Source organism: Sorangium sp. So ce131, from assembly GCF_051519095.1.
GTDB lineage: Bacteria > Myxococcota_A > Polyangia > Polyangiales > Polyangiaceae > Sorangium.
Map to the genome: position 1 here is coordinate 9620887 of NZ_CP150455.1, position 13962 is coordinate 9634848.

Annotated in this window: 10 protein-coding genes; 5 read left to right on the plus strand and 5 right to left on the minus strand. The window is 67.7% G+C overall.

Annotation, left to right across the window (positions count from 1 at the left end; genetic code table 11):
• Positions 1 to 160: 160 nt before the first annotated feature.
• Genes sbnA through WMF43_RS34770 form a run of 4 tightly spaced genes read left to right on the plus strand, consistent with a single transcriptional unit; the run spans position 161 to position 4843 of the window.
• Positions 161 to 1177: a 2,3-diaminopropionate biosynthesis protein SbnA gene (gene sbnA, locus WMF43_RS34755; RefSeq protein ID WP_437684147.1), complete on the plus strand. Its 1017-nt coding sequence runs from the start codon at positions 161 to 163 to the stop codon at positions 1175 to 1177.
• Complete coding sequence (gene sbnB / locus WMF43_RS34760) at positions 1174 to 2199, plus strand: 2,3-diaminopropionate biosynthesis protein SbnB (protein ID WP_437671273.1); 1026 nt, start codon at positions 1174 to 1176, stop codon at positions 2197 to 2199. Before sbnA ends, sbnB begins: the two co-directional genes overlap by 4 nt.
• A 36-nt stretch (positions 2200 to 2235) precedes the next feature.
• On the plus strand, positions 2236 to 3888 hold the full coding sequence (locus WMF43_RS34765; protein WP_437671275.1) for a cyclic peptide export ABC transporter: 1653 nt from the start codon (positions 2236 to 2238) through the stop codon (positions 3886 to 3888).
• 16 nt (positions 3889 to 3904) lie between these two features.
• Positions 3905 to 4843, plus strand: a complete 939-nt coding sequence (locus tag WMF43_RS34770) for an amino acid--[acyl-carrier-protein] ligase (RefSeq protein ID WP_437671277.1) — start codon at positions 3905 to 3907, stop codon at positions 4841 to 4843.
• 7 nt (positions 4844 to 4850) lie between these two features.
• Here WMF43_RS34770 and WMF43_RS34775 read toward each other — a convergent pair whose 3' ends face one another.
• The 4 genes from WMF43_RS34775 to WMF43_RS34790 all read right to left on the minus strand — a co-directional run bounded on the left by WMF43_RS34775 (position 4851) and on the right by WMF43_RS34790 (position 10172).
• A complete protein-coding gene (locus WMF43_RS34775) occupies positions 4851 to 5522 on the minus strand; it encodes a class I SAM-dependent methyltransferase (protein WP_437671279.1) in 672 nt (223 codons plus the stop codon).
• 221 nt (positions 5523 to 5743) lie between these two features.
• Positions 5744 to 8713 carry a penicillin acylase family protein gene (locus tag WMF43_RS34780; protein ID WP_437671281.1) on the minus strand — a complete coding sequence of 990 codons (2970 nt, stop codon included), beginning with the start codon at positions 8711 to 8713 and terminating at the stop codon, positions 5744 to 5746.
• Between the two features lie 442 nt (positions 8714 to 9155).
• A complete protein-coding gene (locus WMF43_RS34785; RefSeq protein WP_437671283.1) occupies positions 9156 to 9452 on the minus strand; it encodes a hypothetical protein in 297 nt (98 codons plus the stop codon).
• Positions 9453 to 9731: 279 nt separating this feature from the next.
• Positions 9732 to 10172, minus strand: a complete 441-nt coding sequence (locus WMF43_RS34790) for a hypothetical protein (protein WP_437671285.1) — start codon at positions 10170 to 10172, stop codon at positions 9732 to 9734.
• A 403-nt stretch (positions 10173 to 10575) separates the two neighbouring features.
• Here WMF43_RS34790 and WMF43_RS34795 point away from each other — a divergent pair, with 403 nt between their 5' ends.
• On the plus strand, positions 10576 to 12177 hold the full coding sequence (locus WMF43_RS34795; RefSeq protein ID WP_437671287.1) for a PAS domain-containing protein: 1602 nt from the start codon (positions 10576 to 10578) through the stop codon (positions 12175 to 12177).
• Between the two features lie 33 nt (positions 12178 to 12210).
• Here the strand turns inward: WMF43_RS34795 and WMF43_RS34800 are convergent, their stop codons facing one another.
• The gene (locus WMF43_RS34800; RefSeq protein ID WP_437671289.1) at positions 12211 to 13893 is read right to left on the minus strand and encodes a hypothetical protein; all 1683 of its coding nucleotides are present in this window, start codon (positions 13891 to 13893) and stop codon (positions 12211 to 12213) included.
• Between the last annotated feature and the right edge of the window lie 69 nt (positions 13894 to 13962).

The window sequence follows — 13962 nt, forward strand, 5'->3', positions numbered from 1 at the left end:
CGCCATGCGCCACGACGTTCACGGCCCAGTTCGCCCGTGATTCCTCAAGTAAAGATAAGTGAAGCACCGCAAAGAAAATGCAAAACGATCCCCGACGAGGAGCTTGCCGATGAACTTGTCGTATGCTCGACTGCGCGAACGAACCCGGAGCTACTCACCTGTGATTCCCTCGTATTCGCTTACACGAAACGAATCCCACACGGCTGCAACCCATCCGGAGTTGACGGCTCGCGTTCGTAGGCTCGGGCGGATCCTCCGTCCCACTCCCCTCGTTCAGATCTGGACCAAGCCTATCTCGCTCTTCGTGAAGCTCGAATATGCGAATCCATTCGGGAGCCTGAAGGACCGAACGGCCTATGGCATATTGCTCGGGGCGGTCGAGAGGGGTGACGTCGGCCCCAGCAGCACGATCGTGGAGTCATCCTCCGGAAACTTCGCGATCGCGATGGCGTCGCTCTGCCGGCTGGTCGGGCTGCGCTTCGTCGCCGTCGTCGACCCCACCATATCGCCGCTCTATCTGGCCCAGCTGAAGCTGCTGTGTCACGACGTCCAGATGGTCACCGAGCGGGATCCCACCGGCGGATTCTTGAAGTCCCGGCTCGCGCGCGTCGAGTCCTTGCGCGCGAGCTTGCCCAACGTCTACTGGCCGAATCAGTACACGAACACGGACGGCGCGGACGTACACTATCGCTACACCGGCGCGGAGATCTGCGACGCGCTCGAGCGGCTCGACTACGTCTTCGTGCCGGTGAGCTCTTCGGGGACCATCGTCGGCGTGTCGCGCAAGGTCAAGGAGCGGTTTCCGCGCGCCAAGATCGTGGCCGTGGACAGCCACGGCTCGGTGATCTTCGGCGGCGAGCCGAAGCCGCGGCACATCCCCGGGATGGGGTCGAGCATCTCACCGAACCTGCTACAGCACGCGCTCATCGACAGGGTGGTGCACGTCGAGGAGGCCGACGTCGCGGCGGCCTGTCACCACCTGCTCGCGGAGCACGGCCTCTTCGTGGGGGGGAGCGCGGGGTCCACGTTCTCGGCCGTCCAGCGCGAAGCTCCGCGGATCGTCAGTGAATCGTCCGATGCGGTCGTGGTCTTCGTCTGTGCGGATCGGGGGGCTCCATACCTCACGACGGTGTACGACCGCGCGTGGAATACGCAGGTATTCGGAGGATCGCCATGAAAACACCGAGCCCCCCCGCGCCCGAGCTCGTCATCGTCAAGGGCAAGAGCTGTCACGACGTCGTCCACGGGGATATCGCGGGCTGCGTCGACGTCGTGCGCGAGGCGTACCTCGCGCACGGCGCGGGCAACACCGTGAACCCCCCGAGCTACTTCCTTCGCTTCCCGGAGCGACCGACCGCGCGGATCATCGCGTTGCCGGCATTCCTCGGTGAACGGTTCCGCGTCTCCGGGATCAAGTGGATCGCGAGCTACCCCGAGAACATCCGGCGGGGCATCCCGCGCGCCAGCGCCGTCCTGGTCCTCAACGACTACGACACCGGCTACCCGATCGCGGTCCTCGAGAGCTCGATCATCTCTGCGGCGCGCACGGCGGCGTCCGCCGTCCTTGCGGCAGAGGCGCTCCGTGACGGCAAGAGGGTCCGCCGCTTCGGCATGGTGGGTAACGGGCTCATCGCCCGGTACATTCACCGCTTCTTTCGGGGGACGGGGTGGGAGCTCGACGAGACCGTCCTGTTCGACACGAACCCGGCGGAGTCGGCCAAATTCGAGTCTGCGCTTCGCGACCAGGGAGAGCGCGACGTCCGCCGCGCCGCGACCTTCGAGGAGGTCGTGAGCTCGTGCGAGGTCGTCACCTTCGCCACCGTCGCGCCGGCGCCTTACGCCAGCGACGTGGCGATGCTCGCCCACAACCCGCTGCTGCTCAACATCTCGCTGCGGGATCTCGATCCGGAGCTGCTCATCGCTTCGGAGAACGTGGTCGACGACGTCGAGCACGTCCTCAAGGCAAACACGTCACCCCACCTGACGGAGATGAAGCTTGGGCACCGGGAGTTCATCCGGGGAACGATCGCCGACGTGCTGCGGAAGAAGGTGGCCGTGATCCCGGGCAGGCCGATCATCTTCTCGCCGTTCGGCCTCGGAGTGCTCGACCTCGCGGTGGGGAAGTGGATCCTCGACGCCTCGGTGGCGAACGGGAGCGCGTCCCCCATGAGCGACTTCTTCTTCGAGGTCACGCGCTAGTCGCCCGCTCCTCCGCGTCCTCGAAAGGGAAATCGCTTGCTGACCCTCTTTCGGCTCGCCTTCCGGATCGCCCCGCGTGACGTGGTTGGCACGTGTGTCCTCAGCCTCGTCGCCGGCGGCTCGTTCGCGAGCTTCATCCCGCTCCTCAACGCGGCGCTCCAGAGCCCGGATGGCCGCCTCGCCGCCCTGTTCGTGGCGGCCTGCGCGGTCGCCGTCGTGACGCGCACCGCGTCGCAGCTGCTGCTCAGCCGGCTCGGCCTGCGCGCGATGAACAAGCTCCGCGCGGACATCGTGGAGCGGGCGCTGCGCGCCTCGCTCCACGATGTGGAGCGCGTGAGCGCTGCGCGCATCGACGCCGCGCTCAACGAGGACGGCCCCGCGATCGCCCACGGCCTCAACTCGCTGCCCATCGCGCTCGTGGGTGTCGTCACGGTCGTCGGCTTGCTCGTCTACGTGGCGCTCCTCGACTGGCGCATCTTCGCGCTGGCGGCGGCGGTCATGCTCGTCGGCATCCCGACCTTCAAGCTCCAGATCCGGAAGTCCGAGAAATGGCACGGCCTCGCCAGGACGAAGCTGGGCGACGTCTACTGCGCCATGCGGCAGCTCACGCTCGGGTTCAAGGAGCTCAAGCTCTCGAGCGCCGTTCGCGAGGAGTTCTCCAAGGTGCGCCTCGAGCCCGCGGCGCGCGACCACTACCGGTTCATGGCGCGGGCAAACCTGTACTTCCACTCCGCTGACAGCTGGGGCTATGTCCTCGCCTTCCTCGTCATCGGCAGCATCCCCTTCGGGCTCGCGAGGTACGTGGCGCTCCCGCCGAGCGTCCTCTCGGGCGCCACGCTCGCCGTCCTCGGCCTGCTCGGTCCGCTGGACAGCATGCTCACGCACATCGGCCCATCCCTCCGGGCGGCCGTCGCGCTCGGTCGCATCAACGAGCTTTCGCACGAGCTGAGAGCGGAGGCCACGATCAGCTCCGACGCCCGCGCCGCGATCCGCCGCGAGCCGATCCGCTCGATGCGCCTCGAGGAGGTCCGCTTCCGCTACGAGTCCGTCGACGGCAGCTTCGCCCTCGGCCCGATCACGCGCGAGTTCAAGGCTGGCACCATCACCTTCGTCGTCGGCGGGAATGGAAGCGGCAAGACCACGCTCTGCAAGGTGCTCTGCCTCCTCTATCCGCCGACGGCGGGCACGATCCTCGTCGACGGCGAGGCCATAGGCCCCGATCGCGCAGCGGCCATGCGCGATTCGTTCGGCGTCCTGTTCGCGGACTACCACCTTCCGGCCTGGGCTCGGGCTTACACCGACGAGGAGGGCCGGGAGCGCTTCGACGCCCTGGTGCGGCGCTTCGAGCTCGACCGCGTCCTCCGGGTTCACGACGGGGACGTCTCCTCGGAGGGCCTGTCCAGCGGACAGCGCAGGCGGCTCGCGCTCATTCTCCTCCTCCTGCGGGATCACCCCATCTACCTGTTCGATGAATGGACGGCCGATCAGGACCCCAGATACCGGCACATCTTCTACAAGGAGCTCCTGCCGGAGCTGCGCGCGGCCGGGAAGATCGTCATCGTGATCACCCACGACGAGAGGTACTTCGACCTCGCCGACAGGGTCCTTCGCCTCGACATGGGGCAGGTGCTCCCGGCGGTCGCCGCCAGGCCTGATCCCACCGGGCTCGAGGCTACCGCCGCGACATGAAGCTCGACTCGCCCTGGTGCGACCCGCGACCCAACCCGAGAGAGATCATCACGTGAAGCAAAACGAGTTCCTGAACCAGCTCATCGAGGCCGGTCTCCTGCTGCCTTCAGGCGTCCGCGGGGTGTACGGTCGAAACGCGACCTTCGAGCGCATCGTTCGGGGCTTCGGCTCGATCATCACGAAGATCGCGAAGGACGACGGCGCGGAGTTCGTCGATTTCCCGCCGCTCGTGACGCGCAGCAATTTCGAGAAGACCGATTATGCAAGATCGTTCCCTCACCTGATGGGTTCGATCCACAGCTTCTTCGGAGACGACGCGCGCCACGAGGCGATGCTGGAGACGCTCGCTGCTGGCGGAGACTGGAGCACGCATCTCGGGAAGTCGGATCTGATGCTCTGCCCTGCGGCCTGCTACCCTCTCTACCCGACGCTCCGCGGCACCCTGCCGGAGGACGGGAGGCTCGTCGACCTCATGGGGTTCGTGTTTCGACACGAGCCGTCCGACGATCCGGCGAGGATGCAGATGTTCCGGCAGCGTGAGAACATCCGCATCGGGAGCGAGGACGACGTGCGTGAGTTTCGCGATCGGTGGCTCGAGCGCGGCCAGGCCGTCCTGGCGTCCATCGGGCTCGACGCGCAAGCCGAGGTGGCGAACGATCCATTCTTCGGTCAGAGCGGGCGGCTGCTTTCGGTGAGCCAGCGCGCGCAGGCCCTGAAGTTCGAGCTCCTCTACCCGATACACTCCGCGGACGCGCCGACGGCCCTCTCGTCGTGCAATTACCACCAGGACCATTTCGGCCGCGCCTATGACATTCGCTTGCCCGACGGTTCGTTCGCGCACACGGCGTGCGTGGGCTTCGGCGTCGAGCGCGTCGCCCTCGCGCTGCTCAAGACACACGGCCTGTCGCCGCCCCGGTGGCCGGTCTCCGTCCGGACCGCGCTCGATCTGGATTAGATGACGTCTAGATCCGCCCGGGCGTTCGATACCTGGTGTTCGTGAAGGCACACCAGGTGTATTCGTTCACCAGGAGCTCATAACGCTCGATGGGCTCGAGGAAGTGACACTCCTCGAACGCCCTCACATGCTCCGGGCACGTGTAGACGAGCACCACCTTACGAGGGTGCGCTTTCAGCGACGCCTCGAGGTTGTCCAGGAACTCGACGTACACGTCGAGCTTCGAGAACGGGTTGTAGAGATAAATCAACAGATCGCCCGGCGGAAAGTCGAACGAGAGGGCGTTGCAGGTCAGCACGTCGACCGGCGCGCGCAGGGACGACCGGCCGGCAACGACGCCGACGTTCGTGCGCGCGATGCTCGCGGTGGCCGTCGAGCTCTCGACGCCGACCACACGACGAAACGGCAGCTGCGCGGCCATGATCAACACACGACCTTTGCCACATCCCACGTCGACGAAGGTGTACTCCTCCGCGCGGATCTTCAACGTCCGCATGACCGAGTCGAACACCTCCGGGATGCTCGGGAAGTACCAGATGGCGGATCTGTGCGACTCGTCGATGAAGTCCCGCGGATCCACCACGACCGGCTCGGTGGTCTCGATGCCGAAGCGCTTGTCGAAGGCCTTGCCTCGCTTCGCCGGGAGCTGGAGCGCGTACGCCGCTATGGCTGCGAGCACCGTATCGATCCCGCCGAGGACGCGGACGGTGCGAAGGAGCCTGGCCGCGCCTCGATGGGCACGATGGAATGACGTGGCGACTGCGTGGACCATCGGAGCTCCGTTCTAGGTGCAGGGTCAGCGACCGACCTCGCGTAGTCAAGAGGCCTCGCTCTCGAGGACGTGCTTTGGTTGTGACGTGGCCGATGCCGGCCCGGGGTGGGCCTCGGAGGACGCGCCGGCTACGGCGCCGCAGCGACCGTGCGCGACGCCTTGGCCTGGATCACGTCGGGGAGCAGGAACGGCACGAGGTGCGTCTGGTTCTTTCGCCAGAGCTCAGCCTGATCGCGGAAGTGTGGGCTCTCGGCGTCCCAGACATTGCCTCCGGGGATGGCGTTCCACGCCTTCGGCCCGGCCGGGTCGAGCTCCACGACGAGACGTTGCGACGGGCCGTGGACGTACCGGAAATCCGGAGACTCGTCGAGCGCCCACGAGAGGCGGTAATCCGAGGAGTCCACCGCGAACTGGTCGCCGCCCCGCGGGAAGCCGCCGCTCCAGAGGGGGTCCGTCGGCGGTGGGATGCTGAGGCTGCTGAAGAGCGGGACGAGCGCGTCGAAGGTGACCCTGTGAAAGGCGCCCCAGCGGGGATCCGCAGCCCCGGAGCCGCCCTGTTGATCCAGCCAGGCGAGGGCGTCGAGCAGGGCGCGCAGCACGCGCTCGTCCCTGGACTCGACCGCTGGCGTGCTCATGTCGTCCCACAGCGTGCTGTCCTGGATGGCCGGATCGAAGGTGGCGAGCTGCTCCCGATCGGCGGAGAAGAGGTGAAGGAGCGCCTTCGCCGACAGCTCCCGGGAGAACGTCGAGAACCCCATCTGGCCGAGCTCGTCGCCCACCACCCGGCGCACCACACGGACGAGCCAGATGTTGAAGACCAGCGTCGCCTCCGAGGCGCGGGCGTCGATGGCGCCGGGGCCGTCGCCCTCGTCCGGGAGCGGCATGCCGGTATCGAGATCGATGCCGGCGGCCGCCTTGTAGTCCGCCTCCTTGCCCCAGCCGTCGAGGAGCACCCGCAGGGCGGCGAGGCGCTGAGGGTCATATGCGGCATCCGTGACGATCGCGCTCAGGTCGGGGTGAGTGCCGGGCGTCGCGCGCTCCTCGGCGGCGCGGTCCATTGCGCGGAGGAGGCTAGGCACGAGCCTCTCGCCGAGCGCCGACTTGATGTCGCCCTGGATCGCCGCACAATCCTCCGGCGACAGAGGTCCCTCGTAGGCGTCGATCCGCTCCTGGATGCGGCCCTCTCGGAACCCGATATCGAAGCTGCAACTCAGGTACATGGGGGTGCCGTCCGGGAGCTCGCCGTTCGACGGATCGTTGTCCAGCGAATCCCCGATGGGGTCGTTGTTCGCCGTGGCGATGTATCCCGCCGAAGGGTTCTTCGCCCAGGGGATGAGGTGCTCGGGGAGCGTCCCGGTCCATTCCGCGGTCCCGTCGCCGGGGAGCACCATGCAGGGGAGGGTGCCCGTATAGGTGGCCGCGTCCCAGGCGAACGCCTCACGAGCCCGCGTCGGGATCGCCGCGTGCGTCGTCCAGAGGATGTCGCCCGCGGTGTCGCCCATCACCCAGTTCTGCGAGCCGACGCTGAATTTCTTGAGCGACGCCTGCGCCTCATCGACCGAGCGAGCGCGCAGCAGGCCGAAGATGGCCTCCAGCTCCTTCGTCGGCTCCAGCCCTGTCCAGCGGACGCTGAGGGCCCCCAGGGCCGGGTCCGGGTCCACCACCGCGTGGTCGACGATGGTCGGCAGAAGCGGGCCGTGATGAGGCACGATCGGGACACGGTAGGTATAGGGCTCCCTGCCAGCGATCGCGATGACCTCCTCGACCGTCTCGAGGGGCACTGGATTTCCCTTGAAGAGCACGGCCTTGCCGTCTGGCGTGAGCTGCTCGGCGTAGACGTCGGTGACGTCGTACATCGCGACCGTCGCCCCCCACCCGACGTGCTCGTTGTGGCCCAGAATGATCCCCGGAATCCCGGGGAAGGTGACACCCCCGACGTGTAGATCGCGGCTCGCGTCCTTGCCCTCGGGCGCGGTGACATGGATCGAGACGGCATACCAGACGGCCGGTGCGCTCAGCGACAGGTGGGGATCGTTGGCCACGAGCGCGTGCCCCGTCGCGCTCCGGCTCCCGTGAATGGCCCAGTTGTTCGAGCCGAAGCCCTCCGGGGCGATCTTGTCCTTGGCGTGCTGGACCGCGCTCAGGTAGCCGTTCAGCGAGGAGATGAGCTTCGCGCGGCCCGTCGAGGCGCGGCCCGGTCGTTGCGCGGGCGACGCCCTCTTCGCCGTCTTTTCCTCCGCCTTCTTCCGCTCCGTGGAGGCGGGGTAGCCGCTGCTGGTCACCGCGGGCTCCGAGGGGGCGAACCGCAGGAAGTCCCGCTCGAAGCCGGCGCGCTTCTGCGCGAGCGGATCGGCGCTGCTCGACGCGAACGTCGTCCGGGCGGCGTCGAAGAACTGCTGCATGGTGAGATCCAGCTCGGCGTCGTACGACAGGAGGTAGCTCTGGAACCGGCTGATCACGAGCGAGTCGACGCTGCTCCAGTCGGTGAACGCCTCGGTGGGTATCGCCCTCGCCCCTTGGGGCAGGAGGATTTCCCCGGAGCGGATCTTCCTGAAAAGCTGGGTCACCCCGTCCGCGTACGCGTCGAGCATCTGGCGGAACTCCCCCTCGGGGAGCGCGTCGTACTGGGCCCTGGCGATCCGCCCGAGCCCGATATGGCGGAGAGCGATGTCCTGATCGATGGTGCTGGGATCGAGGTCGCCGAAGAGCTCTGCGATCCTCCCCTCGGCGGTGCGCCGCAAGATCTCGAGCTGAAGCGCGCGGTCGCGCGCCGTCAGATAACCTTCGACGCGCATGGCGTCCACGAGGTTTTCGGCATAAATATGGGGCCTACCGTCCTTGTCCTGGACGACATCGACGGCAGAGAGGAGGCCGTCGATGGCGAGCCGCGCATCGACGGGCAGATCCGGCCGATCGCCAAGCGGACCGAGCGTCGCGGACGAGGGCGGGCTGCCGTCGGGCGCGCCCGCGTCAGGCGGGCTGCTGCCCGCGTCAGGCAGGTTGCTGCCGGGACGAGGGTCATCCGAGCACCCGAGCATGCCCGTGATCCCGGTGAGCAGGGCGAGGACGCGAGGTGCCGAAGATAATGACAGTCGCATGAAAGCTCCTTGGTAGGAGGCCGCGAGCGTGGCGCCCCCACGCTCAGCCTCGTCGACGAGCTTGAAGGCGTGTTCGGCTGCGGTCAAGGAGCGTGATGGCCATCCCTCGGGTGTGCGCCGCAGCCCGCCTCGCGATGACCATCATTGCACTTGACCGTTGACGCCGGCGCCGGCGAGGTGCTCATCGCCGGCGCCGAGGGCGCACCGTCTCGCGCTGCGCTGCTCGCCCTCAGTCTTTTTCCTTTGAGAGGGCAAGCTACGTACGCTGGTAGTCCAGCGCCATGCGGTACGGCTCCAGCACGTGAGGCGCCGCCTCGTCCTCGTCCAGCTGGCTGCCATCCGCGAGGATCAATCGGAACCGGCCGCCCTCATGGTGGACGTGGTAACCCGGACGGCAGCGGGCGATTTGCACCAACAAAGCGCGGAGCCCAGCCACCAGCCCTCACCCCCTCGCAACTTCTTCCACATAGCGAGAACACGATTGACGAAAGAGGCACCTGCGTCGAAGGCTCGGCGGGATGAGCGCCCGATAGATTCGAACGACCAGGACAAGCAGAATGGACATATACCATTTTTCAAAAACAGCCATATCGAACCGGATCAACCGGCTCGGCGTGGCGCCTATCCCGAAACAGCCAGCCGTTCCATCCTGGTGAATCTCGACGGATTCGAGCCGGACATACCGCCAGCCCTCCGCCGCCTTCGCGTTGATCAGCACTCTGAGCTGCTCGGCGGCCACGCCGACGCCCCCTTGTTGCCGATTTTCGCCACAAATGGAACTACATCATACTGGGCCATTTTTCCTCAGAGGTCCAATCTGAGCTTACAGAACGGATGCCATCGTGTTCCTCTCCTGGGGCGCGTCTGTTCATCCCGTCATCGAATGGCACGTTCATGGAGGACGAGCACCGCAGCGGCCGGCCCGCGCGCATCTCCCTCGAGGCGCATCACGAGCTCATCAAGCTCGCCTGCCTGCGGCCGCCCGACGACAAGTCGCCGTTCGAGCAGGTCTGGACCCTCAACCGAGAGAGCTGCCGACGTCCTCGACACGCGCGCCGAGCAGCGCTGCGACCGCCGTGATCCGGAACTCTAGGCCGAAGACGCTCGCGGCGCGCAGGACGCGGCGGGCCTCGTCGCCGAAGGCCGACAGCCGAGCTTGCACCATGGCGAGCACCGTCTCCGGCAAGGCGTCGCCCCGGCCGCTCACCTCGGCCCGGACGAGTTCCTCCAGGTAGAGCACGTTGCCCGCCGCCCGCGCCACGATGCGCGCCACGGCGTCGTCCGCGATCCCGCCGCCGGCCACCGCGCGCACCAGCCGCTCGCCGGCCCGCCGCGAGAGCTCCCCGAGGCGCACTTCGACGAGGGCCCGCTCGGACCACAGGCGCGGGAACCGCTCGGCGATCTCGGGCCGGGCGAGCGCGAGGACCACGAGAGGGCGATCGGAGAGGCTGCGGAGCACGGCCCGGCGGGGCTTTCGGCGCAGGACGGCGCTGCCCCCCGAGCCGAGGCCGCTGATGCGCCTGAATCCGTGGCCGCCGGGCCAACCTCAATCGTGGCAGCGCGTCAGCGCGTCGCACCACGACGGTTTGGGGTTGCCGGATCGAGCTGGCCGCGGCTCTTTTCCGACCGAAAACGGCACCGACGAGATGAGCACGCCCGCGGCGTTCTGGGGTATAGTCACCGTGCGCTCGCGCAGGGTGGAGGATCGGTGGACAGACGACAAGGACGCCAGGAGGGCTGCTCCGCACCTTTTACCTGGCCATGGATGAGCCGAATCCGGCGCGGTGAGGAGCGGGGTGTGACCATCATCCAGAAGAAGAGGGCCGGCGTCGGCCCTCGCCGAACAACCATGAGGCGAGCTCGTGTCAACAGCCGTTGAGGACAGCAAGGACGCGTCGTACATCGATCCACGCCCGCTGCTCGAAGCCCTGGACGCCCCCGCGCTCGTCATCGACGCGCGCGGCGCCATCCGGTGCAGGAACGAGCCGCTCGAGCGGCTGCTCGAGGAGCGCGGGGCGCCGCTCCTGCCCCTGTCGCCGGGGGGCGCTCATCTCCTGTTGCCGCCGGCGCCCGAGGCGTCCGGCCTCGCCAGGCTAACAGCGCTCCTCTCGGGCGAGATCGATCGGGCCGAGCTCGATCTCCCGGGCGACGGCTCCGGCGCGCCGCGCTGGTCGCTCGTCGCGGTCCCCTGCGCGGTCGGCGCGGGCCGCGGCGCGCTGATCCGCCTCATCGATCTCGCCGAGCGCCGCGCCCGCGAGCACCAGCGCCGCTGCGCGCAGATCATCGCGTCGCTGCCGGTCGGCTGCGCCATCCACTCCCTCGACGACCCGGCGGACGACCGGTCGCTCCGGTGCCTTTACGTGAACGCCGCCGCCGAGCAGATCTCCAGGAAACCCGCCGGCGAGGTCGTCGGCAGGACCATGGACGAGAACTTCCCCAGGCTGCGGGACATCGGCGTCCCCCAGCGCTTCGCGGAGCTGATCCGCAGCGGCCGCACCGTCGAGGACGAGGAGCTCCTCCCTCCGGACGGGAGCGCGCGCATCCTCACGGCAACGGCGTTCCCCCTGGGCGAGCGGTGCCTGGCGGTGCTCTACGACGACATCACCCAGCGCAGGGCGACGGAGGCGTCGCTCGCGGGCACGCGCGCCCTGCTCGACGCCATCATCGACAACCTCCCGCTCATGCTCTTCGTCAAGGACGCGAAGGAGCTCCGCTACGTGCGGGTGAACAGGAAGTTCGAGGAGTTCTTTGGCTACGCGCCAGGAGAGCTGGTCGGCAAGTGCGCCTCGGACTCCGTCCCGCAGCACGTGGCCGAGAGGCTCGACGCCGAGAGCCGCCTCGTCCTCGCGGCGGGCGTGCCCGTCGAGAAGCCCGAGCTGCCGCTTCCCACGAGGCCCCGGGGGACCCGCATCATCCATGCCCGGTGGATCCCCATGAAGGACTCAGCCGGCGTGAGCCGTTATCTCCTCGGGATCTCCGAGGACATCACCGAGCGCAAGAAGATCGAGGACGCCAAGCGCCACGAGGAGATCCTGCTCGCGACGCAGCGGCGGCTCCTCGAGCTCATCCGGGAGCTCTCGATGCCGAGCATCCCCATCCACCCAGGGATCCTCGTCGTTCCGCTCATCGGCCAGATGGATAACTCCCGCGGCGCTCAGCTCACCGAGTCGCTGGTCGGCGCGATCGAGCGCCACCAGGCCGAGTTCGTCCTCATCGACATCACAGGCGTCACCGCCGTCGACAGCGCGGTGGCCGGCCACCTGCTCCAGGCCACACGCGCCGCGGGGCTGCTCGGGGCCGAGTGCAGCGTCGTCGGCGCGTCGCCCCAGACCGCGCGCACCGTGGTCGAGCTCGGCCTCGAGCTCGGGAAGCTCACGACACACCGGGACCTGGGGGCCGGGTTCCGGTATGCGCTGGCGCGGAAGGGGTATGTGATCGCGCCGCGCGCCGCGCGAACGGCGTGATCACCGGACATCGCCCCCCTGTCTCGAGCCTCTTCAGTTGAGCCTTACGCCATCGTAGTGCATCAGGAGGAGCTTCGCGTGAGCAGGGTCGTCGCTGAACTCCACGTACGGCCAGCTCGCCGCGCCGTTCGGCAGGACGAGACGACTCGACGCCTCCAGCACGCCCACGTGAATGCGCCGCTGTCTGTTCGCCCCCGGGTCGTTCACGAGGACAGGATGCGAGGTGGTCGCGCGCCGAAAGCCGGAGACCGCGACCTTGTGCCCGGCGTTTGCGAGCTCCAGGACCAAACGACCATCGACGGTGGTGTTCCTCGTCCAGTCGAAGGCGATGATCTGCATCACCTTCTGCCGTACCCCACGGACGAAGAGGTCGTCGCTCACGAAGTCTCCCGGCCCGACGAATATCCGATAGGCATCGCCGTAGCGGCTGTCCGCCGACTTGCAGCTGCCGTAAGCTCGCGGGTCGCACGCGGCGGGCACGCGGCGCTCGATCGGGCTGAAGTCCTGGAGCAGCTCGTGGAAGTAGTACGGATCCCGAGCCTTCGCGGTCCGATACTGGAACGCCAGCAGATCCGCGTTCGACGAGGTCGCGGGCCAGGAGCTCACAAGAGCGTCGAAATCGCGCGTCCTCGTCGCCGTGAGCGGGGACGCCGACGGCGAGCGGTTGGCCAAGGCGCCCGCAGCTGCCATGGCGATGCTCGCGTCGTAGCAGCCCAGGGGACCTTGGGCGGCGACGTCGGCCGGCAATGCTGGATCCGTCTGATGCAAGAGCGGCAGGTCACGGATGCGGCAATCCGTCGCGTCGCAGGCGAGGTGCTCTGTGTCGTCGTCCAGCATCGTGATGGTCGCGCCGCCGGCCGTGGTCGAATACCCGAGGACGAAGCCTCGCGGCGCGCCCGACGCCCGCCGCACGTTCAGCCCGACGACGTGCGACTGGCCCGTCTTCCAGTATCCGACTTGCAGGATCTGCATGCCGCTGTGCCCGAGGCGGTCCTGGTGCACGAGGCCCGTGCCGGCGTTGTAGGCGATGAGGTGGGGCTCGCCGTTCACGTCGTCGTACCCCGTCAACCGCCAGCCGCGCGCCCAGGTGCCGGAGCCGAGCACATCCACGCCGTTGAGCGCGGGGAGGATGCGGTCGAAATGCACGAGCCCCGTGGCGGAGTTGTAGGCTACCAGCCTGTTCTCGCCGTTGAACACGTACGGCACGAACTGGTCGAACCCGCTGGCCCAGGTGAGGCTCGACGCGACATCGACCCCGTTCAGCCGGTCGGTGATGCGATCGAAGTGCACGAGCCCCGTATCCGAGTTGTATGCGATGAGGTGGGGGTGATCGCCGACGTAGAATGGAACGAAGTGCGTGAACCCTGTGCCCCACCTGCCCATCCAGAGGATATCGACGCCCTGCGCGTTCGGCCGCACGCGATCGAAGTGCACCTCGCCGCTGCTGGAATTGTAAGCGATGATGTACTGCTGGCCGCTCATCGTGAACGGCACGAAGTGCGTCCAGCCAGCCGACCAGGTCCAGCTCCAGACCGTGCTGGTGGCTCGGCCGTCCTCGGACACCCTGTCCATGTGCACGGTCCCGTTCGTCTTGTTGTAGATGAGGTAATACGACTGGCTCCCCAGGTGAAAAGGGGTGATCGATGTCCACCCCGACGCCCACCAGTCGGCGGTGTACGTCCGTCGCCCGACCGGCAGTTGATTGGAATCTTGCACCAGAGCCTCACCCGCTTCGGCGACCTCCTCGAGATCCCCCGGGTCGTCCGCCGATCCCATGCAACCCGA